Annotated in this window: 22 protein-coding genes and 2 tRNA genes; 13 read left to right on the forward strand and 11 right to left on the reverse strand. The window is 61.5% G+C overall.

Features of this window, described 5'->3' with window-relative positions:
• Positions 1-5 precede the first annotated feature (5 nt).
• From glmM to ACYCFC_RS01245, 13 genes are all read left to right on the forward strand, one after another.
• Complete coding sequence (glmM, locus tag ACYCFC_RS01185) at positions 6-1343, forward strand: phosphoglucosamine mutase (protein ID WP_181086243.1); 1338 nt, start codon at positions 6-8, stop codon at positions 1341-1343.
• Between the two features lie 66 nt (positions 1344-1409).
• Positions 1410-2165, forward strand: a complete 756-nt coding sequence (gene tpiA, locus ACYCFC_RS01190; RefSeq protein ID WP_459652894.1) for a triose-phosphate isomerase — start codon at positions 1410-1412, stop codon at positions 2163-2165.
• A 4-nt stretch (positions 2166-2169) separates the two neighbouring features.
• Entirely contained in the window at positions 2170-2553 is a 384-nt protein-coding gene (gene secG / locus ACYCFC_RS01195; protein WP_459652895.1) for a preprotein translocase subunit SecG, read from the forward strand.
• An 11-nt stretch (positions 2554-2564) separates the two neighbouring features.
• Positions 2565-2650: transfer RNA gene (locus ACYCFC_RS01200), tRNA-Leu, on the forward strand.
• A gap of 90 nt (positions 2651-2740) precedes the next feature.
• Positions 2741-2817 (forward strand) — tRNA-Met (locus tag ACYCFC_RS01205).
• A gap of 127 nt (positions 2818-2944) precedes the next feature.
• Positions 2945-3403 carry a ribosome maturation factor RimP gene (gene rimP / locus ACYCFC_RS01210; RefSeq protein ID WP_181086240.1) on the forward strand — a complete coding sequence of 153 codons (459 nt, stop codon included), beginning with the start codon at positions 2945-2947 and terminating at the stop codon, positions 3401-3403.
• Positions 3404-3451: 48 nt separating this feature from the next.
• On the forward strand, positions 3452-4933 hold the full coding sequence (gene nusA, locus ACYCFC_RS01215) for a transcription termination factor NusA (protein WP_181086239.1): 1482 nt from the start codon (positions 3452-3454) through the stop codon (positions 4931-4933).
• Between the two features lie 28 nt (positions 4934-4961).
• A complete protein-coding gene (gene infB, locus ACYCFC_RS01220) occupies positions 4962-7448 on the forward strand; it encodes a translation initiation factor IF-2 (protein WP_459652896.1) in 2487 nt (828 codons plus the stop codon).
• Positions 7449-7573: 125 nt separating this feature from the next.
• On the forward strand, positions 7574-7957 hold the full coding sequence (gene rbfA, locus ACYCFC_RS01225; protein ID WP_459652897.1) for a 30S ribosome-binding factor RbfA: 384 nt from the start codon (positions 7574-7576) through the stop codon (positions 7955-7957).
• A gap of 3 nt (positions 7958-7960) precedes the next feature.
• Complete coding sequence (gene truB, locus ACYCFC_RS01230) at positions 7961-8878, forward strand: tRNA pseudouridine(55) synthase TruB (RefSeq protein WP_459652898.1); 918 nt, start codon at positions 7961-7963, stop codon at positions 8876-8878.
• Between the two features lie 117 nt (positions 8879-8995).
• On the forward strand, positions 8996-9265 hold the full coding sequence (gene rpsO / locus ACYCFC_RS01235; protein ID WP_003280896.1) for a 30S ribosomal protein S15: 270 nt from the start codon (positions 8996-8998) through the stop codon (positions 9263-9265).
• Between the two features lie 170 nt (positions 9266-9435).
• On the forward strand, positions 9436-11541 hold the full coding sequence (gene pnp / locus ACYCFC_RS01240) for a polyribonucleotide nucleotidyltransferase (RefSeq protein WP_181086233.1): 2106 nt from the start codon (positions 9436-9438) through the stop codon (positions 11539-11541).
• Positions 11542-11838: 297 nt separating this feature from the next.
• Positions 11839-12213 (forward strand): BON domain-containing protein, encoded by a 375-nt coding sequence (locus ACYCFC_RS01245; RefSeq protein ID WP_181086231.1) that lies wholly within the window; start codon positions 11839-11841, stop codon positions 12211-12213.
• Between the two features lie 80 nt (positions 12214-12293).
• On the opposite strand, the gene ACYCFC_RS01250 is transcribed toward ACYCFC_RS01245, so the two are convergent.
• From ACYCFC_RS01250 to ACYCFC_RS01300, 11 genes are all read right to left on the reverse strand, one after another.
• Positions 12294-12599, reverse strand: a complete 306-nt coding sequence (locus ACYCFC_RS01250) for a DUF2845 domain-containing protein (protein WP_459652899.1) — start codon at positions 12597-12599, stop codon at positions 12294-12296.
• A gap of 17 nt (positions 12600-12616) precedes the next feature.
• A complete protein-coding gene (locus tag ACYCFC_RS01255; RefSeq protein WP_181086228.1) occupies positions 12617-12913 on the reverse strand; it encodes a DUF2845 domain-containing protein in 297 nt (98 codons plus the stop codon).
• 1 nt (position 12914) lies between these two features.
• On the reverse strand, positions 12915-15818 hold the full coding sequence (locus tag ACYCFC_RS01260) for a DUF748 domain-containing protein (RefSeq protein WP_459652900.1): 2904 nt from the start codon (positions 15816-15818) through the stop codon (positions 12915-12917).
• A gap of 84 nt (positions 15819-15902) precedes the next feature.
• On the reverse strand, positions 15903-16778 hold the full coding sequence (locus ACYCFC_RS01265) for an oxygenase MpaB family protein (RefSeq protein ID WP_459652901.1): 876 nt from the start codon (positions 16776-16778) through the stop codon (positions 15903-15905).
• Positions 16779-16889: 111 nt separating this feature from the next.
• On the reverse strand, positions 16890-18554 hold the full coding sequence (gene pgi, locus ACYCFC_RS01270) for a glucose-6-phosphate isomerase (RefSeq protein WP_459652902.1): 1665 nt from the start codon (positions 18552-18554) through the stop codon (positions 16890-16892).
• A gap of 351 nt (positions 18555-18905) precedes the next feature.
• A complete protein-coding gene (gene panD / locus ACYCFC_RS01275; RefSeq protein WP_025240609.1) occupies positions 18906-19286 on the reverse strand; it encodes an aspartate 1-decarboxylase in 381 nt (126 codons plus the stop codon).
• A gap of 102 nt (positions 19287-19388) precedes the next feature.
• Positions 19389-20252 (reverse strand): pantoate--beta-alanine ligase, encoded by an 864-nt coding sequence (gene panC / locus ACYCFC_RS01280; protein WP_459652903.1) that lies wholly within the window; start codon positions 20250-20252, stop codon positions 19389-19391.
• Entirely contained in the window at positions 20249-21049 is an 801-nt protein-coding gene (panB, locus tag ACYCFC_RS01285) for a 3-methyl-2-oxobutanoate hydroxymethyltransferase (RefSeq protein ID WP_459652904.1), read from the reverse strand. The genes panC and panB overlap by 4 nt, the downstream gene beginning before the upstream one ends.
• A gap of 268 nt (positions 21050-21317) precedes the next feature.
• The gene (gene folK, locus ACYCFC_RS01290; RefSeq protein ID WP_181086281.1) at positions 21318-21827 is read right to left on the reverse strand and encodes a 2-amino-4-hydroxy-6-hydroxymethyldihydropteridine diphosphokinase; all 510 of its coding nucleotides are present in this window, start codon (positions 21825-21827) and stop codon (positions 21318-21320) included.
• Positions 21827-23230, reverse strand: a complete 1404-nt coding sequence (locus ACYCFC_RS01295; RefSeq protein WP_459652905.1) for a polynucleotide adenylyltransferase PcnB — start codon at positions 23228-23230, stop codon at positions 21827-21829. The genes folK and ACYCFC_RS01295 overlap by 1 nt, the downstream gene beginning before the upstream one ends.
• A 798-nt stretch (positions 23231-24028) precedes the next feature.
• A complete protein-coding gene (locus tag ACYCFC_RS01300; protein ID WP_181086044.1) occupies positions 24029-25453 on the reverse strand; it encodes a sigma-54-dependent transcriptional regulator in 1425 nt (474 codons plus the stop codon).
• Positions 25454-25683: the final 230 nt, after the last annotated feature.

Consider the following 25683-nt stretch of genomic DNA (forward strand, 5'->3'; position numbering starts at 1 on the left):
TCAGCATGAGCAGAAAATATTTTGGGACCGATGGCATTCGCGGCCACGTAGGGCAGTTTCCGATTACCCCGGACTTTATGCTCAAGCTTGGCTGGGCGGCCGGGATGGCATTTCGCAAGCAGGGCAAATGCCGCATCCTGGTTGGCAAGGACACGCGCATTTCCGGCTATATGTTCGAGTCCGCGCTGCAGGCCGGCCTGTCCGCCGCGGGTGCCGATGTGGCGCTGCTCGGCCCGATGCCGACCCCCGCGGTGGCCTATCTGACCCGCACCTTCCACGCCGAGGCGGGGATTGTCATCAGTGCATCGCACAACCCGCATCATGACAATGGCATCAAGTTCTTTTCCGGAAGCGGTAGCAAGCTGCCCGACGAGGTCGAGCTGATGATCGAGGAACTGCTCGATACGCCGATGACGGTGGTCGAGTCCGCTCAGTTGGGCAAGGCTTCGCGCATCAACGATGCGGCTGGGCGCTATATCGAGTTCTGCAAGAGCAGCGTACCGACCAGTACCGATTTCTCCGGCCTCAAGCTGGTGGTCGATTGCGCCCACGGCGCGACTTACAAGGTGGCGCCCAGCGTATTCCGCGAATTGGGTGCCGAGGTGGTGGTCATCGCAGCGCAGCCTGATGGCCTCAATATCAACGCCGATGTCGGTTCGACCCATGTCGGGCAGTTGCAGAAGGCTGTGGTCGAGCATGGCGCCGATCTCGGTATCGCCTTCGACGGTGATGGCGACCGTGTGATGATGGTCGATCACACCGGGGCTCTGGTCGATGGTGACGAGCTGCTCTATGTGATCGCGACCGACCTGCAGGAGCGTGGTCGTCTCGAAGGCGGCGTTGTCGGCACCCTGATGAGCAACCTGGGACTGGAGCTGGCGCTCAGGGAGCGTGAGATTCCCTTCGTTCGCGCCAATGTGGGTGACAGGTATGTGATGGCGGAAATGCTGGAGCGTAACTGGGTGCTGGGTGGCGAGAATTCGGGGCATATCGTCTGCTCGCAGCATGTGACCACGGGTGATGCGATCATTGCCGCGCTGCAGGTTCTGCTTGCGCTCAGGCGGCGTGGACAAAGCCTGGCGCAGGAGCGTCTGGCCTGGAAAAAATGTCCGCAGGTGCTGATCAATGTGCGCTTTGCCGGTGATCGTGATCCGATTGCCGATCCGCAGGTGCAAGCCGTCTGTGACAGCGTCACCGAACGCATGGCGGGACGTGGTCGCGTGCTGTTGCGCAAGTCGGGAACCGAGCCGCTGGTGCGGGTGATGGTCGAAGGTGACGATGAAAGACAGGTGCGCAGCCATGCCGAAGAGCTGGCGGCAGTGGTTAGCGAAGTTTGTGCGTGATTCTCGCTTGCCAGGTTGGTTTTCGTTGAGTACCATCTGCGCCCACTTTGATCGACGAGGTAAAGCATGCGTCGCCCCCTGGTAGCTGGTAACTGGAAGATGAACGGTACCCGCGCCAGCGTCGCAGAGCTGATCCAAGCGCTCCGCCAGCAGGAGTTTCCTGCAGCGGTCGAGGTCGTGGTTTTTCCATCCTGTGTCCATGTCGAGCAGGTCGTGAGCGGGTTGACGGATGGTTCGATTGCCGTTGGCGCTCAGGACTGTGCGGCAGACTCCGGTTTCGGTGCCTTTACAGGTGAAGTGTCCGCTTCCCAGTTGGCCGATGCCGGATGCGGATGGGTATTGGTTGGTCACTCCGAGCGGCGCCTGATTCTGGGCGAAAGCGACGAGGTGACGAGCCAGAAGTTCGAAGCGGCATTGGCGTGCGGAATGACGCCGGTGCTGTGCCTTGGCGAAACGCTGGAGCAGCGTCAGGCAGGGCAGACGCTGGATGTGGTCGGGCGTCAATTGGCCTGTGTGCTGGCGACTGCCGGAATTGCCTCTTTCGAGAGGGCGGTTGTGGCGTATGAGCCGGTCTGGGCGATTGGTTCCGGATTGACGGCAACGCCGGAGCAGGCGCAGGAAATACATGCTGCCATTCGTGAGCAGCTGTCGCGTGAGGATAAGCGTATCGCCGATGGCGTGCGTATTCTGTATGGCGGCAGTGTAAAGGCGGAAAATGCCGCCGAGCTTTTTGGAATGGCGGATATCGATGGGGGGCTTATCGGTGGCGCCTCTCTGAAAGCGAATGATTTCGGTGCGATCTGTCGTGCCGCAGGGAACTGATCAGATGTTGCAGACTGTTGTGATCGTGGTGCATCTGCTGGTTGCCCTTGCTTTGGTTGTACTGGTGCTGCTGCAGCAGGGCAAGGGTGCGGATGCTGGCGCTTCGTTCGGTTCGGGTGCTTCGGCAACCGTCTTCGGAAGCCAAGGTTCTACTACCTTTCTTAGTCGTTTTACTGCTATACTCGCCGGCGTTTTTTTCGTTACAAGTCTGGGGTTGGCGTACTTCGCAACGCAGCAGGCGGGTCAGCTGTCCCGGGCGGGCTTGCCGGATCCGGCGGTTCTGGAGATTCCAGTCAGCAAGCCGGCTGTTGAAGATGTGCCTGTTCTGGAGTCCGCTCCGTCCGCAGGCGCTACTGGCGATGTTCCTGAGGTAGAGGAAGGGCAGTAGCAAGGGTTTTTGCCGAGGTGGTGGAATTGGTAGACACGCTACCTTGAGGTGGTAGTGGCCATAGGCTGTAGGGGTTCGAGTCCCCTCCTCGGTACCAAACAAGCAGGCCCGCAGATGCGGGCTTTCTTGTTTCTGCGTTTTGGTTGACCTGTGGGTGGTGCGATCGTATAATTCGTGCCCAGTTTGTCGCGGGGTGGAGCAGTCTGGTAGCTCGTCGGGCTCATAACCCGAAGGTCGTTGGTTCAAATCCAGCCCCCGCAACCAGTTGATAAAGGCCCCTACAGAGGGGCTTTTTATTAGCTTCTAGCCAGGTCGCCGGCATCTACAGGCGATCAATAGGGATGGGCGTTTCGCCCATTTTTCATTTGTACAGCATGCGCGAGGGACTTCGATGTCGAGCAAGCTAGAACAGTTGCACGCCTTGCTGGCCCCGGTGGTCGAGGCGCTTGGCTATCAGTGCTGGGGGATCGAATTCCTTTCGCAGGGTAGACATTCCCTGTTGAGGGTCTATATCGATCATGCCAACGGGATTCTTATCGACGACTGCGAAAAGGTCAGTCGTCAACTCAGTGGTGTCCTCGACGTCGAAGATCCCATCAGCAGCGATTACACCCTTGAAGTGTCTTCGCCCGGGATGGATCGGCCACTGTTCACGCTTGAACAGTACGTCGCGAATGTGGGCGAACAGGTAAAAATAAAGCTGCGCTCGCCCTTCGAGGGCAGGCGCAATTTCCAGGGTCTTCTCCGCGGGGTGGAAGAGCAGGATGTGGTGGTGCTGGTTGATGATCACGAGTATCTGTTGCCGATCGACATGATCGACAAGACCAATATTGTTCCCCGTTTTGAGTGAAACGCGGTTCCCGCGGACCCCAATGGATTGCGAAAGGCGAGGCGTACGATGAGCAAAGAAGTACTGCTGGTTGTGGAGTCGGTATCCAATGAAAAAGGCGTACCGGCCGGTGTGATTTTCGAGGCGCTGGAGCTGGCTTTGGCCACGGCTACCAAGAAGCGCTTCGAAGATGAAGTTGACCTGCGTGTGGAAATCAATCGACAGAACGGCAGTTACGAAACGTTCCGTCGCTGGACGGTCGTCGAGGAAGAAGACTTCGACGATCCGGCGCATCAGTTGACGACCGATATGGAGCAGGCTCGCGAAGCCAACGCCAAGGTTGGCGACGTGCTCGAAGTCAAGGTCGAGTCCATCGAGTTCGGTCGTATCGCCGCCCAGACCGCCAAGCAGGTCATCGTGCAGAAAGTGCGCGAAGCCGAGCGTGCGCAGGTTGTCGAGGCCTATCGCGATCGCCTGGGCGAGATCATTTCCGGCACGGTGAAGAAGGTGACGCGCGACAGCGTCATCGTCGATCTGGGCAACAATGCCGAGGCGCTGCTGGCGCGCGAGGACATCATCGCCCGCGAAACCTTCCGCGTCGGCGCCCGCGTGCGTGCGTTGCTCAAGGAGATCCGCACCGAGAACCGCGGTCCGCAATTGATTCTTTCGCGTACCGCGCCGCAGATGTTGATCGAGCTGTTCCGCATCGAGGTGCCGGAAATCGCCGAGGAGCTGATCGAGGTGATGGGCGCCTCGCGTGACCCTGGTTCGCGGGCCAAGATCGCGGTCCGCTCCAAGGACAAGCGCATCGACCCGCAAGGTGCCTGCATCGGTATGCGCGGTTCGCGCGTGCAGGCGGTTTCGGGTGAAATCGGTGGCGAGCGCGTCGATATCGTCCTGTGGGACGAGAACCCGGCCCAGTTCGTCATCAATGCGATGGCGCCCGCAGAAGTCGCTGCCATCATCGTCGATGAAGATGCCCACGCCATGGACATCGCCGTCGGCGAAGACAATCTGGCCCAGGCCATCGGTCGCGGCGGCCAGAACGTGCGTCTGGCCAGCCAGCTGACCGGCTGGACGCTGAATGTGATGACCGAGGACGACATCCAGGCCAAGCAGCAGGAGGAAACCGGCGACATTCTGCGCAATTTCATTGAAGAGCTGGATGTCGATGAAGAGCTGGCGCAAGTACTGGTCGAGGAGGGTTTCACTTCCCTCGAAGAAGTTGCCTACGTCCCCATGGAGGAAATGCTCGGTATTGAAGGCTTCGACGAAGATATCGTCAATGAGCTACGGACCCGTGCCAAGGATCGCCTGCTGACCAAGGCGATCGCGACGGAAGAAAAACTGGCAGATGCTCAGCCGGCCGAGGATTTGCTCGCGCTGGAAGGCATGGACAAGGAACTGGCGGTCGAGTTGGCCGTGCGGGGTGTCATCACCCGTGAAGACCTGGCCGAGCAGTCGATTGACGACCTGCTCGACATAGACGGCATCGATGAAGAACGTGCCGGCAAGCTGATCATGGCCGCCCGAGCCCATTGGTTCGAGTAAGTAATTAGCGGCCTGAGGAGAGAGATGCATGACGCAAGTCACGGTGAAAGAACTGGCCCAGGTGGTCGATACACCGGTCGAGCGACTGCTGCAGCAGATGCGTGAGGCAGGACTGCCGCACACCAGCGCCGAGCAAGTAGTGACCGATAACGAAAAGCAGGCCCTGTTGGCGCACCTCAAGAGCAGCCACGGCGCCAAGGTGGATGAGCCGCGCAAGATTACCTTGCAGCGCAAGACCACGACCAAACTGAAGGTGGGTGGCAGCAAGACCATCAGTGTCGAGGTTCGCAAGAAGAAAACCTTCGTCAAGCGCACCCCGGACGAGATCGAGGCCGAGAAGCAGCGCGAGCTGGAAGAGCAGCGTGCCGCTGAAGAAGCCGCGCGCCTGAAGAGCGAAGAGGAAGCGCGTCAGCGTGCCGAGGAAGAGGCGCGGCGCAAGGCGCAGGCTGAAGTGGAGGCGCGTGTCGGTTCGCCGGTTGTTGCTCCGGCTCCTGCCCAGGAGACTCCGGTCGAGCCCGTAGCGCCGGTTGATGAGCGCAAGAAGGAAGAGCCTCGTCGTACCGAGAAGGCACGCAGCGATGACGACGAACGTCGTGATCGCAAGCAGGCTCAGCAACGTCCTGCGCCCAAGTCCAAGGCGCCATTGTCGCGTACCGTGCGTAGCGGCGATGACGATGCCGACGGCTTCCGTCGTGGCGGTCGTGGCAAATCCAAGCTGAAGAAGCGTAATGCGCACGGCTTCCAGAGCCCGAGCGGCCCTATCGTTCGCGACGTGGCCATTGGCGAGACCATCTCGGTCGCCGATCTGGCGCAGCAGATGTCGGTCAAGGCTGCGGAAGTCATCAAGTTCATGTTCAAGATGGGTACTCCGGTGACCATCAACCAGGTGCTGGATCAGGAAACTGCCCAGCTGATCGCCGAAGAACTGGGCCACAAGGTCCGCCTGGTCAGCGATAACGCCCTGGAAGAGCAACTCGCGGAACTGCTGAGGTTCGAAGGCGAAGCCATCACACGTGCACCAGTGGTGACGGTGATGGGGCACGTCGACCATGGCAAGACCTCGCTGCTCGACTATATTCGTCGCGCCAAGGTCGCTACCGGCGAAGCTGGCGGAATCACCCAGCATATCGGTGCCTACCATGTGGAAACCGAGCGCGGAATGGTCACTTTCCTCGATACCCCCGGTCACGCGGCCTTTACCGCAATGCGTGCCCGTGGTGCCAAGGCGACCGATATCGTGATCCTGGTGGTTGCCGCCGACGATGGTGTGATGCCTCAGACCCAGGAAGCCGTCCAGCATGCGAAGGCCGCTGGTGTGCCGATCGTGGTTGCGGTGAACAAGATCGACAAGCCGGACGCCAACCCGGACAACATCAAGAACGGCCTGGCCGCGCTGGATGTGATCCCCGAGGATTGGGGCGGCGACACCCCATTCGTGCCGGTATCGGCGAAGGTGGGCACCGGTGTCGACGAGCTGCTCGAAGCGGTACTGCTGCAGGCCGAGCTGCTGGAGCTCACAGCCACGCCTTCGGCGCCTGGCCGTGGCGTGGTGGTCGAGTCGCGTCTGGACAAGGGTCGTGGCCCGGTCGCGACCGTTCTGGTTCAGGAAGGCACGCTGCGTCAGGGCGACATGGCGCTGGTCGGCTCCACCTATGGACGCATCCGTGCGATGCTCGACGAGAACGGCAACAGCATCAAGGAAGCCGGTCCGTCGATTCCTGTGGAGATTCTCGGTCTGGACGGTACGCCTGAAGCCGGCGACGAGCTCAGCGTGCTGAGCGACGAGAAGAAGGCGCGTGAAGTGGCGCTGTTCCGTCAGGGCAAGTTCCGTGAAGTCAAACTCGCCCGCGCCCATGCCGGCAAGCTGGAAAATATCTTCGAGAACATGGGGCAGGAAGAGAAGAAGACGCTCAATATCGTCCTCAAATCCGATGTCCGTGGTTCCCTCGAAGCGCTGCAGGGCTCGCTCAGCGGCCTGGGCAACGATGAAGTGCAGGTGCGCGTCATCGGTGGCGGTGTCGGTGGTATCACCGAGAGCGATGCCAACCTGGCGCTGGCGTCCAACGCGGTGCTGTTCGGCTTCAACGTGCGGGCCGATGCGGGCGCGCGCAAGATCGTCGAGCAGGAAGGTCTGGATCTGCGTTACTACAACGTGATCTACGACATCATCGAGGACGTCAAGAAAGCCCTGACCGGCATGCTCGGCAGTGATGTCCGCGAGAATATTCTCGGTATCGCCGAGGTTCGTGACGTGTTCCGTTCGCCGAAGTTCGGCGCCGTCGCCGGCTGCATGGTCCTCGAGGGCATGGTGCACCGCAACCGTCCGATCCGCGTGTTGCGCGACGACGTGGTCATCTTCGAAGGCGAGCTGGAATCGCTGCGTCGCTTCAAGGATGACGTGGCCGAAGTGCGTGCCGGCATGGAGTGCGGTATCGCGGTGAAGAGCTACAACGATGTGAAGGCTGGCGACAAGATCGAAGTCTTCGAAAAAGTCGAAGTGGCGCGGTCGCTGTAATCCGAGCAGCAAGCTACAAGCGGCAAGTTTCAAGAAGTGGCCTGGTCCACCGATTGAGCTTGCCGTTTGGCTTTTTGGTATTTTTTAGCTTGAAGCTTAGCGCTTGAAGCTTGAGGCAGCTTTATATGGCCAAAGAATTCAGTCGTACCCAGCGCATAGGCGACCAGATGCAGCGCGAGCTGGCATCCTTGATCCAGCGTGAAATCAAGGATCCGCGTCTCGGTCTGGTGACCATCACCGCCGTCGAGGTCAGTCGTGATCTTTCCCATGCCAAGGTGTTCATCACCATCATGGGCAAGGACGATGACGAGGATGCGGTCAAGAGCAATCTGCGGATACTCAACGATGCGGGCGGCTTCCTGCGCATGCAGCTGGGCAAGGCGATGAAGCTGCGCACGGTGCCGCAGCTGCATTTCAGCTATGACGCCAGTGTTCGTCGCGGAGTCGAGTTGACGTCGCTGATCGAGCGGGCGGTCGCAGAAGACCGCAAGCACAGCGATGGGGACTAAGGCGTGGCACAGGTAAAACGCATTCGCCGCGCAGTCAGCGGCATCATTCTTCTCGACAAGCCGCGCGGGTTCACTTCCAACGCGGCGCTGCAGAAGGTTCGCTGGCTGCTCAATGCCGAGAAGGCCGGGCACACCGGCAGCCTCGACCCGCTGGCCACCGGGGTGCTGCCCCTGTGCTTCGGTGAGGCCACCAAGTTTTCCCAGTACCTGCTCGATGCCGACAAGGCCTACGAGACGGTCGCCCAGCTCGGTGTGACCACCACTACGGCAGATGCCGAGGGCGAGGTTATCGAGCGCAAGCCGGTCAATGTCAGCCAGGCTCAGCTCGAAGCCATACTGCCGCAGTTTCGCGGTGATCTTCAGCAGATTCCACCGATGTACTCGGCGCTCAAGCGTGACGGCCAGCCACTTTACAAGCTGGCGCGCGCCGGAGAGGTAGTGGAGCGCGAGCCGCGTTCTGTTACCATTGCACGCCTGGATCTGCTGTCGCTGGACGCTGATCGGGCGAGACTTGCGGTGTCGTGCAGCAAAGGCACCTATATCCGCACGCTGGTCGAGGATATCGGGTATGAACTGGGCTGCGGGGCACACGTGGCGGAGCTGCGGCGAACCCAGGCAGGCCCCTTCGACCTGTCCCGGACGGTCACGCTCGAAGCGCTGGAACAGGCTCATGCCAGTGGTGGAGCAGAGGCGCTCGATACCTTTCTCCTGCCGGTCGACAGCGGGTTGGAGCACTGGCCGTTGGTGCAGCTTTCGGAGCACAGCGCATTTTACTGGCTGCACGGGCAGCCGGTGCGCGCACCGCAGGCCCCGCAGTTCGGCATGATGCGGGTGCAGGATCATACCGGACGCTTTATCGGTATCGGTGAAATGAGCGATGACGGGCGCATTGCGCCGCGTCGACTGATTCGGTCGGAATGACCGATATGCACTGCGCCTGATGGCGCGTTGCATCACGAGGATGGCTGTTGGCAGGCACGGTCAGCCCTCTTTTAAAACACGGGACTTTCCCGGCCTGTTCACTGTAAGGAGCCCATCATGGCACTTAGCGTTGAAGAAAAAGCCCAGATCGTTAACGAGTACAAGCAAGCTGAAGGCGATACCGGTAGCCCGGAAGTGCAGGTTGCCCTGCTGACCGCCAACATCAACAAGCTGCAAGGTCACTTCAAGGCCAACGGCAAGGACCACCACTCGCGTCGTGGCCTGATCCGTATGGTCAACCAGCGTCGTAAGCTGCTGGATTACCTGAAGGGCAAGGACACTACTCGTTACAGCACCCTGATCGGTCGTCTGGGTCTGCGTCGTTAAGACGTAGCGAGCTGGAAGCCTGGAGCTGGAAGCTTGAAGTCGAAAGTCGGAGCAACCCTCCGCTTGCGGCTTCGAGCTTCCAGCTTTTTGGCTTTTGCAGGAGAGAACGGGTCCGACTCCCGTGCTTTCCGCCAATTTCCCCCAAAGGCAACACAGAGAAGGAAAACACCGTGAACCCGGTAATCAAGAAATTTCAGTTCGGTGAGTCGACCGTAACCCTCGAGACGGGTCGTATCGCCCGTCAAGCCTCCGGCGCTGTGCTGGTCACCGTTGACGATGATGTCGCAGTACTGGTCGCCGTCACTGGCGCGAAGACGGCTGATCCGAGCAAAGGCTTTTTCCCGCTGTCCGTGCACTATCAGGAAAAAACCTACGCGGCTGGCAAGATCCCCGGCGGTTTCTTCAAGCGCGAGGCACGTCCCTCCGAGAAGGAAACCCTAACTTCGCGCCTGATCGACCGCCCGATCCGCCCGCTGTTCCCGGAAGGTTTCCAGAACGAAGTGCAGGTCATCTGCACCGTGATTTCCACCAGCAAGAAGACCGATCCGGATATCGCTGCGATGATCGGTACCTCTGCTGCGCTGGCCATTTCCGGCATTCCGTTCAATGGTCCTATCGGTGCCGCACGCGTAGCCTTCCACCCGGAAACCGGCTACCTGCTGAACCCGACCTACGAGCAGCTCAAGGCCTCCAGCCTGGACATGGTCGTGGCCGGCACCAAGGACGCCGTACTGATGGTCGAGTCCGAGGCCAAGGAACTGACCGAAGACCAGATGCTGGGCGCCGTGCTGTTCGCCCACGACGAATTCCAGGCTGTGATCCAGGCTGTGACCGAGCTGGCAGCTGAAGCCGCGAAGCCGACCTGGGACTGGCAGCCGAAAGCGGAAAGCACCGAGTTGCTCAATGCGATTCGCAGCGAGTTCGGCGAAGCGATTTCCCAGGCTTACACCATCATCATCAAGCAGGACCGCTATGCGCGCCTGGGCGAGCTGCGCGAGCAGGTCGTCGCCCGCTTCTCCGGCGAAGAAGGTCAGCCTTCCGCCGGCGAAGTGAAGGAAGCCTTCGGCGAAATCGAATACCGCACCGTGCGCGAGAACATCGTCAACGGCAAGCCGCGTATCGACGGTCGCGATACCCGCACCGTACGTGGCCTGAACATCGAAGTCGGCGTGCTCGACAAGACCCACGGCTCGGCCCTGTTCACCCGTGGCGAAACCCAGGCGCTGGTGGTCGCTACCCTCGGTACCGCGCGTGACGCACAGTTGCTCGACACCCTGGAAGGCGAGAAGAAAGACCCCTTCATGCTGCACTACAACTTCCCGCCGTATTCGGTGGGCGAGTGTGGTCGCATGGGCGCCACTGGCCGCCGCGAAATCGGTCACGGTCGTCTGGCCCGCCGCTCCGTGGCCGCCATGCTGCCGAGCGCCGACGAGTTCCCGTACACCATTCGCGTGGTGTCGGAAATCACCGAATCCAACGGTTCCAGTTCGATGGCTTCGGTCTGCGGCGCTTCCCTGGCTCTGATGGACGCCGGCGTGCCGATGAAGGCACCGGTGGCCGGTATCGCCATGGGCCTGGTCAAGGAAGGCGAGAAATTCGCCGTACTGACCGACATCCTCGGCGACGAAGATCACCTGGGCGACATGGACTTCAAAGTGGCCGGTACCGCCAAGGGCGTCACCGCGCTGCAGATGGACATCAAGATCCAGGGCATTACCGAAGAGATCATGGAAATCGCGCTGGGCCAGGCACTGGAAGCGCGCCTGAACATTCTCGGTCAGATGAACCAGGTCATTGCTCAGTCGCGTACCGAGCTGTCGGCCAACGCACCGACCATGATTGCGATGAAGATCGACCAGGACAAGATCCGCGACGTCATCGGCAAGGGTGGCGCGACCATCCGTGGTATCTGTGAAGAGACCAAGGCGTCCATCGATATCGAGGACGACGGTTCGATCAAGATCTTCGGCGAAACCAAGGAAGCGGCCGAGGCTGCCCGTCAGCGCGTGCTGGGCATCACCGCAGAAGCCGAGATCGGCAAGATCTACGTTGGCAAGGTGGAGCGCATCGTCGATTTCGGCGCTTTCGTCAACATCCTGCCGGGCAAGGATGGTCTGGTGCACATCTCGATGCTGAGTGATCAGCGCGTGGAGAAAGTCACCGATATTCTCAAGGAAGGCCAGGAAGTCGAAGTGCTGGTGCTGGACGTGGACAACCGCGGTCGCATCAAGCTGTCGATCAAGGATGTAGCGGCGGCGAAGGCTTCCGAAGCCTGATTGGCCTGATGTGAGACAAGCACTTCGCAGGGCCTGAACGCTTCAGGTCTGCGGCTTGAACAAACGCCCCGACTGTTCGGGGCGTTTGTTTTTCTGCTGGCGCCGGTTGTTGCAACTTGCACGCCCTGCTGAGGCAAAACATGCAGTGTGCTAGTGGCGTTAAGCTACTGCATATAGCTAAGTTGTTGATTTATAGGGCTTTGAAAAGTGGTAAAAACTGGCATGCCGCTTGCGATATCTCCTGTGGACCTGCGGTCGGAGTGATACCGCAGTCATTTAAAGAACAGGAGTGCCACTATGAATACAATCCAGAAGTCTCTTACAGCTACCGCCATTGCCGCCGCCCTGAGCCTGCCCGTGGCAGGTGTTGCATTTGCCGATGTCACCCCAGCGACGCAGAAGACCGATACGCTGATGCTGGCCACCAATGACCGCGTGGAAAAGGCCGGTGACGCCGTTTCTGATACCTGGATTACCACCAAGGTGAAATCAACCTTGCTGGCCGACGATGCCACACCCGGTATGGATATCGAAGTGGAAACCAAGGACGGCGTTGTTTCGCTGTCCGGTACCGTGGCCACCGAGGCCGAGCGTGAAGTGGCCATCAACAAGGCCAAAGGCATCAAGGGTGTGCGGGACGTTTCGGCAGACGGCCTGAAAGCGGCTGACTGATCCGCTGCGCTGATTGATTGACACGCCTCTGGCGACAGGCATGGATGCCTCGCCAGCAGGGCTGTCAGGGCTATCCGATTTCAGCGGCCCCGTTTGCTGTCTATACGCCGCAGGCGGTTCCCCTCGAAACGCAGGAAATGGTACATGCCATGGGTAGGACCATAGGTCCACTCTTCGACCTGTACTTCCTGGTGATACCCATACCTGTCAATGATGTCCTTGAAGCCTACCTGCGCTGCGCTGGTGGGCTCGCCGCATTTTGTTCTGACTTCAGCCGTAGAGGCATCCAGGCTGACCAGGGCACTGCCGCAGCGATAGGTGGAAGAAGCCTGGGCGGTACCGATAGCTGTGAGTAGCAGTACGGTAAGGGGTAGCAAGAGAGGCATGTTCACTTAATCCTGGTTCAGCGGGCGCGGCGCGATTCGATGCGTATCAGGCGATTGCCTTCGAAGGTCAGGATACTGAGCTTGCCGTTGGTGGGGCCATAGAGCCACTCCTCGATGATCATTTCCTGCCTGGCATGCGGGCCGAGGGTATAGCCGACAAGGTCGCGTTGCATAGGGGGGCCGCACTTGCGTTCCACCTCGAAAGTCCGGTCGCCGGTGCTGACCAGTTGGCTGCCGCAGCGCAGGGTGTCGGCCTGTGACATCGGGCTGGCGCCCATCAGGCCGAGTAGCAGGAGATGAAAAGCCGTGCGCATATCATTCGCTTCCCAGATGCAGAGAGGTCGGGACCTGCCCGTTCTCTGCGGTTTCGCTGGTGCCTGTATCGAGCAGGTAGGCCCGTGAGGCATCGAGGCCAGCCTGATCGACCAGGTAATCCTTGATCGCGTTGGCACGGGCACGACTCAGGCTGCGCAGCAGCGCGGTACTCTCCGCACGGCTGGCGATCACCGCGTCATGCATGTTCTGCCGGCGCTGTGCATCGTCGAGTTCTTTCCATTCCTCGGGCGGCTGCTGCTTCAGGCGGCTACGGTAGATGCCTTCGAGCAAGGCCGCCTTGTCCTCTTCGCTGACGTCCAGTTGCGCCGCATCGGCTGGCACCTTGTCGCCGCGCCGCTGCAGCATGCTGTACAGGGTCTGCTGGTATTCGCGCTGCAGCCACTGTTCGGCGAGCAAGGGGCCGTCTGCTTGCGACGAACTCTGACCTTCGATTTCAAGGCGCAACACCGGACGTTCGTTCAGCGCACGGGCCAGGGTGTCCAGGTTGCCGCGTGCCTGCGGGTCGAGTTCGCTGCTGCCGGGCGCGAACAGTACCTGGCTGAGGTCGACCTGGTTGCCGTCCACCAGCCCGGCAAGAAACTTGAAGGGCGCCTGGACGGCGCGGGTGATCAGGTTGCGCAGCGTTTGCCAGACGATGGGCATGACATCGAACTGCGGGTTGTTGAGGTCGCCCTGTACCGGCAGTTCGAGGGAGATGGTGCCCTTGCTGTCCTTGAGTAGCGCCACGGCCAGCCGAACGGGCAGATCGACCGCTTCGGGACTGTCGACCTGTTCGCCGAGCTGCAGCTGTTGCAGCACGACCTTGTTGTCGGCGTTGAGCTGTCCCTGCTGGATGCGATAGTGCAGGTCCAGATCCATGCGGCCCTTCTGGATGCGATAACCGGCGAATTTGCTGGAGTAGGGCGACAGCGTGGTCAGTTCGACCTGTTTGAAACTGGTCGCGATATCCAGGCTCTGCAGCGGTTCGAAGGGGGTGAGTGTGCCCTTGATGCTGACCGGCGCATAGCGATCGACCTTGCCCGCGACGTCCACCGAAGCCGGTTGCTGCTGGCGATTGTCCAGCGTGCCGACCGCGCCATTGAGCTCCTGCACGGCGGTGATGAAGGGCGGGCGCAGGCTGAGGTCGGAGAAGTTGGCCGAACCCTCGGCGATATTGATGCCGCCGATGCGGATGGCCAGCGCTTCCTGCTCCGTTGCCTCCGTTGCCTCCGGTGCAGTGGCATCAGGTGAAGGCTTGTCCACCAGCAGGTCGTTGATATTGGTGGTGAGATCGGGATTGATGATGAAGCGGGCGTAGGGCTGCGCCAGATCGATGCTTTGCATCTGCAGTTGCTGGGGGTGGCGGTAATCCAGGCCCTTGAGCTGCAGCCGCTGCCATTTGAGGAAGTCGCGGTTCTTGATGGTGTCCAACGTATGCAGCTGGGTGATCTCGACCGCCCCGCCCAGGTTGAAGGCCAGCGGTTCGGCTTCGAGCAGTTCGAGCTTCAGCTGGCTGGCGAGAAAGCCGCTGCGCAGTTCCAGATGCACGAAAGGCGTCAGGTAGGCCTGGGCGACGCGCAGGTCGATGTCCTGGCTGTCGATTGCCAGCGTGCCCGTCAGTGGCGTCAGCTGCAGCCGTCCCTGCGCCTGTAGCGAGCCCCGGTTGCCGATGCCGGTGTCGAGTTCAATGGTGAAAGGTGAGGTGCCCCGGCTGTCGAAATCGGACAGGTCGAGATTCAGCGGACCGAGTTCCAGAGCGACTTCCTGTTCCGGCACTCGGTCGCTGAGGTGCAGCTGATAGTCGCGTAATTGCGCGCTCTGCAAGAGCACCTGCCAGCCTGGCGTCGTGTCGGCATCATCCGCTGCGTCGGGGCTTTCGGCTGCACTCTCTTCCCTATTGGCGCTGGCGAGCAGCTTCTGCCAGTTCAGTTCGCCGTCGGCTTCGCGGGCCGCCCAGGTTTCGAGTTTCTGGCTGCGCAGCGCGCCGATGACGACCTGTTGTCCGGCCAGGTCCACCGAGGTCTGGCTGATGTCGAGCTGCTCCAGGCGCAGCAGCGGCTGGCCATCCGGCGTGTCGAGCTGGAAGGGCGAAAGCTGCAGGCTCAGATCGCTCAGTTGCAGTTCGGTGCCTTCGCCAAGGTCGAGCCGGTAATCACTGGCGAAACTGGCCCGGCCCTCGACGAGCCGCAAGGGGAGGGCGTCCTGGGCGTAGGCCCAGAAATCCTTCAGCTGCAGGTTGCTGATCTTCAGCTGACCGGATGAGGCCACGGGCGAGAGGCTGAGCTGCCCTGTCCAGTCCACGCGCGCGCCGCTGGGGCCGCTGGCGACCAGAACCGCCTCGGCGGAATCATCCGAGCGGGTGGCGAAGTTGAGCAGCTCGAAGTTGAGCGAGTCGAGCAGGAAATCGATAGGCTCGGTGGGACGCTGGTCGGCGAATCGAATCGAGCCCTCCACCAGTTGCAGTCGACCGATGCTCAGGGCAAAAGGCTCCTGATCGGCCTCGTCAGCCTGCTCTTCGCTGCCCGGCGGCAGGTTGAAGAGCTGGCTCAGGTTGAGGATGCCCTGCTCGTCGAACAGCACCTGGGTCTGCAGACGGACCAGTTCGAGGTCGGCGATCTGCAGCTCGCGGCGCCACAGGCTGCTCCATTCGAGATCCAGATAGAGGCGCTCGAACCCGAGCTGCTGCTGACCTTCTTCGCCCAGATGCAGGTTGAACAGCGTCAGTTCGAGCGTGAAGGGATTGAATTCGATCCGCTCCAGGCGCGCCGGGACCGTGGCGTACTGGATCAGTTGCTGGTTGACGATCCGCTGGGCCACACCCGGCAGGATCAGAAAGCCGATCAGGCAATAGCAGGTCAGTGCGGTCATCAGGCCGATGAGCGCGCGCTTCATTCCGTTGGGCATGCGACATTGATTCCAGGCGATTGACTGCTTTGGAGTATGGCATGGGAGCCGGGTTCAGGGGTGTGGCCCAGGGCAAAGAGGGCCCTAGCGAATCGGCAGGCCCATGCGGCGTCTGGCGCGATGTACGGAGCCATTGCGCACCGCCCAGCGCAGCAGCAGCGCGGTGCTCCTGACGCCGAGGCGTATCGCCTGGCGCTGGCGTGGGCCTTGCTGCAGCCCGAGCATATCGCCGGCCCAGTCCGGCAGCAGCTCGACGCCGGCCTGCATCATCAGGGCGCCGAAGGGCCTGGCCAGTGCGCTGGGTGCCGGTGCGTTGAACAGGATGCGCAGAACTTCCCGTGAGCGTTCATTGCAGTGCAATTGTGGTCGTATCGTGTCGAGATAGCGTGCGATCTGCTCTCTGGAGCGTGGTACGTCGCGCGCGCCGAGGGCTTCGGCGATCCGTGCGACTTCGGCGTAATAGCGATCCTGCTCGCTGCCGGGCAGGGATGGGCTCAGGTAGCGCAGGTGCGCCTTGAGAAAGCTGCTGACTTCGGCCACGTGAACCCAGGTCAGCAGCTCCGGGTCGCTGGCGGCATAGGGGCGACCATCCGCTGCATGGCCGGTGACGTTCAGGTGTATCGCGCGGACCCGCTCGATCAGGCGCTCGGCATCGGCATGGCTGCCGAAGGTGGTGGCCGAGATGAACTGCCCGGTGCGGCGCAGGCGTCCCAGCAGGTCTTGGCGGAAGTTCGAGTGATCCCAGACGCCGGCCAGCGCCAGCGGATGCAGCGCCTGCAGCAGCAGGGCCGAAATGCCGCCGATCAGCATCGAGGTGAAATCGCCATGCACCTTCCAGCACACCGAATCGGGGCCGAACAGGCCTGGATCGCCCGGCGGGTTTTCATAGTCCACACCGCCGATGGCCAGGCCGGTGAGACTCAGTACCTGGGTTTCGATAGGGCGGCGGAGAAATTCCATGGCGGACGGCGGCGGTGGCGGAAGAGGGCGAATGTTACCTGAACCCTCTGCGTTGCGTGGAGCAAGGAACCGGACAGCGAGCGCCGCGCCATCCGGTTGCGGCGCACAGGCTCAGCCGCGATGACGGCTGCGGAAGAAGTCGATCAGGCCCTGGGTCGAGGCGTCCTCGGCGGGTGGCGCGTCGAAGCGGGTCATCTGGCCATAAACGGTCTTGCCCAGGTCCTTGCCGAGTTCGACGCCCCACTGGTCGAAGGAGTTGATCCCCCAGATCACGCCCTGCACGAATACCTTGTGCTCGTAGAGGGCGATCAGCGCGCCGAGACGACCGGGGCTGATGGTCTCCATCACCACGGTATTGCTCGGTCGGTTGCCAGGAATGACCTTGTGCGGCGCCAGTCGCTCGATCTCGGCTTCGCCCAGCCCCCTGGCGCGCAATTCGGCTTCGGCTTCTTCACGGGTCTTGCCGAGCATCAGCGCCTGGCTCTGCGACAGGCAGTTGGCATAGAGCCATTCATGGTGGTCGGACACCGGATTGTGGCTGACCACCGGGACGATGAAGTCCGCCGGGATCAGCGGTGTGCCCTGGTGCAGCAACTGGTGATAGGCGTGCTGGCCGTTGGCGCCGACGCCGCCCCAGATCACCGGCCCGGTGCCGCAGGCAACCGCGCTGCCGTCCTGGCGCACGCTCTTGCCGTTGGACTCCATGTCCATCTGCTGCAGGTGTTTGACGAAGTTGCGCAGGTAATGGTCGTAGGGCAGGAAGGCGTAGCTCTGCGCGCCCCAGAAGTTGTGATACCAGATGCCGAGCATGGCCAGCAGCACCGGCATGTTGCGCTCGAAAGGTTCGCTGAGGAAATGCTGGTCCATGCTGTAGGCGCCGGAGAGCAGGTCCTTGAAGTTGGACATGCCGATGGCCAGCGCGATGGGCAGGCCGATGGCCGACCACAGCGAATAGCGCCCGCCGACCCAGTCCCACATGGGGAAGATGTTCTTCTCGTGAATGCCGAACTCGACGGCGGCCTGGCGATTGCTGGTCACCGCGATGAAGTGGCGGTAGAGCTTCTCTTCGGTGCCGCCCTTGCCCAGGTACCAGTTGCGCGCGGCCTGGGCGTTCTTCAGGGTTTCCAGGGTGCTGAAGGTCTTGCTGGAGATGATGAACAGGGTGGTTTCGACGTTCAGCTTGGCGGTCACTTCGCGAAATTCGCTGCCGTCGATATTGGCCAGGTAATGGGTGCGCACGCCGTGCTGGGTGAAGGGCAGCAGCGCCTCGGAGACCAGCTGCGGACCGAGGAAGGAGCCGCCGATGCCGATGTTCACCACGTCGGTGATGGTCTTGTCGCTGAAGCCGCGCCAGAGATTGTTGTGAATGCGCGTGACGAAATCGGTCATCTGCGCCAGGGCCGTGTGCACCTCGCGCATGATGTTCTGCCCGTCGACCATCACGCTGTCACCCATCGGGCGGCGCAGTGCGGTGTGCAGCGCCGGGCGTCCCTCCGAGGCATTGATCCGCTCGCCTTCGAACATGGCGCGCGCCGCCTGCTCGACGCCAGCCTCGCGTGCGAGGTTGACCAGCAGTGCGCGGGTTTCGGGCGTGATCAGGTTCTTCGAGTAGTCGAGAAACAGGCCGCAGCAGGAAGCCGAGAGGTCCTCGAAGCGTGTCGGATCGGCCTTGAACGCCTCGCGCATGCTGAAGTGCTGCATGGCCAGGCGATGGTCTTCCAGGGCCTTCCAGGAGGGCAGGGCAGTGGCGTCGAGAGGGTGCTGGTAGTAGCTCATGGGGTGCGGCTTCCTTTGCGTGGCGGACTGTCTGCACGGTTGCGGTTGCGTGCGCCGGCAGTGACAGGGTCGTCCCCGAGGGGCGCTCGATCATGCGGGTGCACGGGCATTCTTCCTGAATCCTGTAAGTGCGGACCGCTCCGGGACAGTCGAAGCGGCGGCGACACATCCGGTGTCGCAGACTGGTCTGACTGGAAAAATCGCGCTGCGTTCCGAAACAACTTTGCCGCTTCGCTGCCATCGGGCACAACGGCGAAACCATTGCAGATTCACTTGCCGAGCGAAACCCCGAAACAATAAAAAGCCCGCGAAGCGCTGAGCGTTGCGGGCTTCGAACTTTCGGCTGACGCCTCAGGCAACCTGAACCGGAATGGCGTTGCTGGTATGGCTGAGATCGCCATCGGCGCCCATATAAAGGACGTGCGGCTTGAAGCTGGCCAGTTCGGCTTCGCTGTAGTGGGCGTAGGCACAGATGATCAGTCGATGGCCGACACCCGCCTTGTGCGCTGCCGCGCCGTTGACGGAAATGATCTTCGAGCCTTCCTCGCCACGAATGGCGTAGGTGGTGAAGCGCTCGCCGTTGTCGACGTTGTAGATCTGGATCTGTTCGTATTCGCGGATGCCGGCCAGGTCCAGCCAGTCGCCGTCGATGGCGCAGGAACCTTCGTAATCCAGTACCGAGTGGGTCACCTGGGCGCGGTGCAGTTTGGCCTTGAGCATGATGGCGTGCATGGCGGGGGTCCTCCGGGTGCGCAAGCGGCGCAGAGTGTGCCCGAACCCTCGGGTGTGATCAAGGCCGAGGATTCGAGGGATATTTCTGGTTGCGGCAGGGCCTTACTGCACGGGTGAGCCGATATCGACCTGCAGGTTGTCGATCAGGCGGGTCTTGCCAAGGAAGGCCGCGGCGAGGATGACTCGCTCGCGTGTCTCGGTGGTGGCGGGTTGCAGGTCGGTGGCGCTGCGAATCTCCAGATAGTCAGGGCGCATGCCGGCGGCCTGCAAGGCTTCCCGACCCTTGAGCAGCAGTGCGGCATGATCCTGATCGTCGTTGCGCAGGGCGTCGGCCATCTGGCATAGGGTACGATACAGCGCCGGAGCGCTGGCGCGTTCTTCCGGGCTGAGGTAGCCGTTGCGCGAGGACAGTGCCAGGCCGTCTTCGGCACGCATGATGGGCTCGCCGATGATCTGCACCGGCATGTTCAGGTCGCGCACCATGGTGCGGATCACTGCCAGTTGCTGGAAGTCCTTTTCACCGAATACCGCAAGATCAGGCTGCACCATGTTGAACAGCTTGCTGACGACCGTCGAGACGCCGTCGAAGTGACCTGGACGGCTGCCGCCACAGAGCCCTTCGGAAACGCCGGGAACGCTGACGATGGTCTGCAGGGCCTGGCCGCTGGGATACATCTCTTCCACATTGGGTGTGAACAGCAGGTGGCAACCGGCCTCGAACAGCTTGTCCTGGTCGGCGGCGAGGGTGCGCGGGTAGCTGGCCAGGTCTTCGTTCGGGCCGAACTGCAGCGGGTTGACGAAGATGCTGGCGACGACGAAATCCGCCCGCTGCCCGGCCTTTCTGATCAGCGCGATATGGCCGTCGTGCAGGTTGCCCATGGTCGGTACGAAGCCGATACGCTTGCCTTCGCCGCGCGCGCGGTTGATCGCCGCGCGCAGGTCGGCGACCGTTCTGACAATGTTCATGCGGAGAACCCGTGTTCGGCTGCGGGGAATTCCACGGCCTTGACGGCTGCCGCATAGGCTTCGATGGCCCTGGCGATGTCGCCATGCTCGGCCATGAAGTTCTTCACGAACTTCGGTACGCGCCCGCTGAGCGACAGGCCCAGCATGTCATGCAGGACCAGCACCTGGCCGTCGGTGTCGCTGCCGGCGCCGATACCGATGACGGGTATGTCGACGGCCTGGGTGATACGTGCGGCCAGTTCGCTGGGCACGCATTCGAGCAGCAACAGGGCTGCGCCAGCGGCTTCCAGGGCTTGTGCGTCGGCGATCATCTGCTGCGCCTGGGCTTCCTGGCGGCCCTGGACCTTGTAGCCGCCGAAGATATTCACCGCCTGTGGCGTGAGGCCCATGTGGGCGCAGACGGGAATGCCGCGCTCGGCCAGCAACCGGATGGATTCGGCCAGCCAGGCCGCGCCCTCGACCTTGATCATGTGCGCGCCGGCCTTCATCAGCGTGGCCGAGTTGTTCAGCGTCTGCTCAAGGGTGGCATTGGCCATGAACGGCAGGTCGGCGACGATCATCGCGCCACGGTTGCCGCGTTTGACGCAGGCGGTGTGGTAGGCCATCTCTTCGACGGAGACGGGCAGCGTGCTGTCATGCCCTTGCAGGACCATGCCCAGGGAGTCGCCGATCAGCAGCATTTCGACCCCGGCTTCGCTGGCGGTCTTGGCGAACGTGGCGTCATAGCAGGTAAGCATGACGATCTTTTCGCCTTTCTGTTTGAGGCCTTGCAGGGTGGTCAGGGTTACGTCAGGCATGAATGCCGTCCTCCTAGGGTTCATCGCGAGCCGCGTTGCTGCGTCAAATAGGCGCGTGCCGGCAGAGGGCGCTTATAGTCTCGATGGCGGCGTGCCAAGTCAATCGTGAGTGTTACCGGAGGCGTTACGCCTGTTACCTGGCAACAGACCGTTGAAAAACTACCTGCGTTGGCAATACGTCGTTAAAAACAGCCTCGTCTTGCCTGCCTCGGCTCGGGCTTCCTGCTTCGCCCTACCTCCTGCATCCATGCAGTCGTCGCCTACGTTTTCAACGGCCTGTTGATACCAGGAGGGCATCCAGTCGCTCGATCCCCTCGAAAGGGCAGGCCGCAAGCAGTTCGGCCAGCAGGCGGCCATCGGGCAATTGCAGGTCTGGCGGGGCGATCTCGGCCAGCGGGTAGAGCACGAAGGCTCTGGCGTGCAGGTGATAATGCGGAACGGTCAGCCTGGGTTCGTCGAGCAGGCGTTCACCGAACAACAGGATGTCCAGGTCCAGCGTACGCGGCCCCCAGCGTTCGGCTTTGCGCTCACGGCCCTGAGCCTGCTCGATGGCCTGCAGCGCGTCGAGCAGTTGCAGGGGCGACAGGCGGGTATCCAGCGCCGCGACGGCATTGTTGTAGCGTGGCTGGTCCGCCGGGCCGAGCGGGTCGCTGGCATACAGGGAGGAAACGGCGGCGAGATGGCAGTCGGGCAGGGCATCCAGCGCCATGAGCGCGCAGCGCAACTGCTCCCCCGGTTCGGCGAGATTGCTGCCGAGGCCTATATAGACGCGCTCCATCATTCGTTAGCGGTCGGCGTGCCTTCGGTCGGCCCGCGTTTGCGTCGTCCGCCGCTGCGTCGGCGCTTGCGCGGCGCACTGCCGTCATCGTCCCGCTTGCTGAGGTCGCGAATCATGTTGCGGCGCTCGCTGTCGCTGACTTCCTGATACTCGGTCCACCAGTCGCCAAGGCCATTGGTCTGCTCGCCGGCACTTTCGCGCAACAGCAGGAAGTCGTAACCGGCGCGGAAACGTGGGTTGTCCAGCAACTGGTCGGCGCGGCGCCCCTGGCGACGCGGCAGGCGTTCCTGCATGTCCCAGATTTCGCGCATCGGCAGGGTGAAGCGCTTGGGAATGGCGGTGCGCTGGCATTGTTCCCAGACGAGGTCGTGGGCCGCTTCCTGCATTGCCGGTATCGGCGGCAGGCCGCGCTCTTGCGCTTGCAGTACACGCGCCGGCAGCGCTGGCCAGAGCAGTGCGGCAAACAGAAAGGCCGGCGTGACCGGCTTGCCCTGGGCAATGCGCTGGTCGGTATTGGTCAGGGCGTTGCGAATCAGCGTGCCGGCGTATTCCGGGTTGTCCTCAAGCGCTTCGGCGCTGGCGGGGAACAGCGGGGCGAACAGGTCGTACTCCAAGAGCAGTTCAAAGGTGCGCAAGGCTTTGCCGCCCAGGAACAGCTTGAGGATTTCATCGAACAGCCGTGCCGAAGGCACGTCACAGAGCATGTCGGCCAGTTCGGCGATGGGGTCGGCGCTGTGTTTCTCGATCTCGAAATCCAGCTTGGCGGCGAAGCGGATCGCCCGCAGCATGCGCACCGGATCTTCGAGATAGCGCTGTTCCGGGTCGCCGATCAGGCGGATCAGCCGGTTGCGGATATCGTGGACGCCGTGGGTATGGTCGAGAATGCGCTCGGTGGTCGGGTCGTAATACAGCGCGTTGATGGTGAAGTCGCGACGCTGGGCATCGTCCTCCAGCGTCCCGTAGACGTTGTCACGCAGGATGCGCCCGCTTTCGTTGCGTGAGGCCAGATGGCTGGCATCTTCCTCGTCATCGGATTCGGGATGATTGGCGCGGAAGGTGGCGACTTCGATGATCTCGCGACCGTAGTGCACATGCACCAGCTTGAAGCGCCGACCGATGATGCGTGCATTGCGGAATTCGGCCCGAACCTGCTCGGGTGTGGCGCTGGTGGCCACGTCATAGTCCTTGGGCGACAGCTGCAGCAGCAGGTCGCGCACGCAGCCGCCCACCACATAAGCCTGATAGCCGGCCTGCTGGAGCCGCTCGACGACGCTGACGGCGTGTCGGCTGATGTCCTCGCTGTGCAGTGAATGCTGCCTGCCGGACAAAATTTCGGGTGTGTGTCGAGGGCGCGGAAAGCGGCGCAGGGGAGAACGAAAAGACTGGAACAGCTTTTTCAGCATGGGAGGCACTGTGTGGCGAAAGGACGGGTGACCAGGCTCTGTACGAAAAGTACCTGCGCTCGGTGATGCTTCGTTAAAAATCGGTTCGGAATGCTCATGTACAGCTCGTACACTCCGCTTCCTCACCAATTTTTGCCTCGCCTGACCTTCGCTCGGACACTTTTCGTACAGACCCTAGAAAACAAGCACGAAACAGGCGTGAATTCTAGCACCGGGAGCAGGGATGGTGAACGAAGCGTGGGGAGGTGTCAAAATTCGACCAGGAGCTGGAAAGCACAAGGGGAGCCGAAGCTCCCCTTTAAAAGATGTTGCGTGCTTTGTTGTTATTGGTATTTCGGACGTGTTGTTTTTGTTTGATCGTCCGTTCCCTTCGGCTATCGCTTTCGGGAATCGCTCCTACATTGGGAGCAAAGAGCAAACGGATTGCTTTGGTCGCTGATTTGCCATCGATCACATGATCCAACCAGTTCAGGCACTGCTTCATGCAGTTTTTGTTGTTCTCGGCCTGGTCGTGGGGCTGAACCCCATGCGGCAAGTCCTCTCCAAAAGAATCAGTTAGCTACGCCTCCGCCTTCTTGTCATTGTTTTGCTGGAGCCGGTACGTCTTGTTCTTATTGTGGGTCTGCTTGTTATTGTTGTTGTGCCAGATATAAAGCAGTTGTCGTGCCAGTTTTGAAAAGTCTTTGTAAATCAAGCGCTTGGTGTTTAGTGCTGCCGGCATGAAGGCATAAAAAACCGGGTTTCGTTACCGATGAACCCGGTTCGCTGTTACGCCTCGGGGGCAGTGGGTAACAAACGCTACTCTGCCGCAGTGCTGGATTTGCGCCGTGGGATGCCCAGGCGCTGGCGGCGTTCCCACAGACATTTGCGGCTGATGCCCAGTTTGCGCGCCAGCTCGGTTTCGGTCATGTGATCCTGGTGTTCGAGCACGAAATGCTGGAAGTAGTCTTCCAGTGACAGATCCTCGGTCGGCTCGTTACTGGTGGCGCCGGTGTTGCCGCCACCGATTGAGGAGCAGGGGGCGTCGTAGTCGTCATCGAGGCCGTCGAGTTCGATGTCGATACCCAGCAGCTCGGCGCTGATCTCCGGACTCTCGCTGAGGATGGCCGCCCGCTCGATGGCGTTTTCCAGTTCGCGCACATTGCCGGGCCAGGGATAGTGACGGATGGCCTGCTCGGCTTCGTGTGAAAAGTGCATCTCATCGCCGCCCATGCGCGCGCCCTGACGGGCGAGAAAGGCCACGGCAATTTCCAGGATATCGCTGCCGCGTTCACGCAGCGGTGGCAGCTTGAGCGCGATGACGTGCAGGCGGTAATAGAGGTCTTCGCGGAACTCGCCGAGTTTGGCCAGGTTTTTCAGGTCGCGGTGCGTCGCAGCCACCAGGCGCACGTTGACTTTCTGCGACTGGGTCGAGCCGACGCGGCGGATCTCGCCTTCCTGCAAGACCCGCAGCAGCCGGGCCTGGGCTTCCAGCGGCAGTTCGCCGATTTCGTCGAGAAACAGCGTGCCGCCATCGGCTGCTTCCACCAGCCCGGCGCGACCGGCGCTGGCGCCGGTAAAGGCGCCTTTTTCGTGACCGAAGAGCTCGGACTCGATCAGCGTCTCCGGAATCGCCGCGCAGTTGACCGAAATCATCGGCGCCTTGGCGCGCTGCGAAAGGTTGTGCAGGGCGCGTGCGACCAGCTCCTTGCCGGTTCCGGATTCACCCTGGATCAGCACGTTTGAATCTGTTGGAGCCACCTTGCGGATCTTGCCGAAAAGATCCTGCATGGGCGCGCAGTGGCCAATGATGCCGATTTCCCCGTTGGCGGCGTCCTGCGCAGCAGCCGCAGGCTGTCCGCCGCCGCTCTGTGCCGGGGCGCTGCGCGCCCGCTCGCGATCGCCAAGAATACGCGCGGCGGTTTGCAGCATTTCATCGTGGTCGAAGGGCTTGGCGATGTAATCCACGGCGCCCATCTTCATCGAGTCGACGGCTGAGCGCAGGCTGGCGTAGCTGGTCATGATCAGCACGGGTACGCCTTCGGCGAGCCTGATCAGTTCGGTGCCGGGCGCGCCAGGCAGGCGCAGGTCGCTGATGATGAGGTCGAAGCCCCGAATGTCAAAGCGCTCCTGGGCTTCCTGTACCGAGCCCGCTTCGCTCACCTCGTACTGGTTGCGTTCGAGCAATCGGCGCAAGGCGGAGCGGATGATGGTTTCGTCTTCGACGATCAGAATGTGTGACATCAGTACTCTCTCGACGGTCTGGAGGCGGCTCGCAGGCTTTTGAAAAACTACCTGCGTTGGCAATACGTCGTTAAAAACAGCCTCAGAATGCTCATTTACAACACGTAAACTCCGCTTCTTCGGCTGTTTTGACTCGCTGCGCTCGCCCTTCGGGTCAGCCTACGGCTGTTACTCCCGTTGGTCGTTGCGCCTCGTCTTGCCTGCCTCGCCTACGTTTTTCAAAAGCCTGC

The sequence above is a fragment of the Stutzerimonas sp. NM35 genome (assembly GCF_054604355.1).

Excerpts from the sequence above, each read along its gene's own strand:
- glmM (WP_181086243.1), top strand. The coding sequence starts at position 6 with ATGAGCAGAAAATATTTTGGGACCGATGGCATTCGCGGCCACGTAGGG.
- tpiA (WP_459652894.1), top strand. The coding sequence starts at position 1,410 with ATGCGTCGCCCCCTGGTAGCTGGTAACTGGAAGATGAACGGTACCCGC.
- secG (WP_459652895.1), top strand. The coding sequence starts at position 2,170 with ATGTTGCAGACTGTTGTGATCGTGGTGCATCTGCTGGTTGCCCTTGCT.
- rimP (WP_181086240.1), top strand. The coding sequence starts at position 2,945 with ATGTCGAGCAAGCTAGAACAGTTGCACGCCTTGCTGGCCCCGGTGGTC.
- nusA (WP_181086239.1), top strand. The coding sequence starts at position 3,452 with ATGAGCAAAGAAGTACTGCTGGTTGTGGAGTCGGTATCCAATGAAAAA.
- infB (WP_459652896.1), top strand. The coding sequence starts at position 4,962 with ATGACGCAAGTCACGGTGAAAGAACTGGCCCAGGTGGTCGATACACCG.
- rbfA (WP_459652897.1), top strand. The coding sequence starts at position 7,574 with ATGGCCAAAGAATTCAGTCGTACCCAGCGCATAGGCGACCAGATGCAG.
- rpsO (WP_003280896.1), top strand. The coding sequence starts at position 8,996 with ATGGCACTTAGCGTTGAAGAAAAAGCCCAGATCGTTAACGAGTACAAG.
- ACYCFC_RS01245 (WP_181086231.1), top strand. The coding sequence starts at position 11,839 with ATGAATACAATCCAGAAGTCTCTTACAGCTACCGCCATTGCCGCCGCC.
- ACYCFC_RS01250 (WP_459652899.1), bottom strand. The coding sequence starts at position 12,599 with ATGCCTCTCTTGCTACCCCTTACCGTACTGCTACTCACAGCTATCGGT.
- ACYCFC_RS01255 (WP_181086228.1), bottom strand. The coding sequence starts at position 12,913 with ATGCGCACGGCTTTTCATCTCCTGCTACTCGGCCTGATGGGCGCCAGC.
- ACYCFC_RS01260 (WP_459652900.1), bottom strand. The coding sequence starts at position 15,818 with ATGCCCAACGGAATGAAGCGCGCGCTCATCGGCCTGATGACCGCACTG.
- ACYCFC_RS01265 (WP_459652901.1), bottom strand. The coding sequence starts at position 16,778 with ATGGAATTTCTCCGCCGCCCTATCGAAACCCAGGTACTGAGTCTCACC.
- pgi (WP_459652902.1), bottom strand. The coding sequence starts at position 18,554 with ATGAGCTACTACCAGCACCCTCTCGACGCCACTGCCCTGCCCTCCTGG.
- panD (WP_025240609.1), bottom strand. The coding sequence starts at position 19,286 with ATGCACGCCATCATGCTCAAGGCCAAACTGCACCGCGCCCAGGTGACC.
- panC (WP_459652903.1), bottom strand. The coding sequence starts at position 20,252 with ATGAACATTGTCAGAACGGTCGCCGACCTGCGCGCGGCGATCAACCGC.
- panB (WP_459652904.1), bottom strand. The coding sequence starts at position 21,049 with ATGCCTGACGTAACCCTGACCACCCTGCAAGGCCTCAAACAGAAAGGC.
- folK (WP_181086281.1), bottom strand. The coding sequence starts at position 21,827 with ATGGAGCGCGTCTATATAGGCCTCGGCAGCAATCTCGCCGAACCGGGG.
- ACYCFC_RS01295 (WP_459652905.1), bottom strand. The coding sequence starts at position 23,230 with ATGCTGAAAAAGCTGTTCCAGTCTTTTCGTTCTCCCCTGCGCCGCTTT.
- ACYCFC_RS01300 (WP_181086044.1), bottom strand. The coding sequence starts at position 25,453 with ATGTCACACATTCTGATCGTCGAAGACGAAACCATCATCCGCTCCGCC.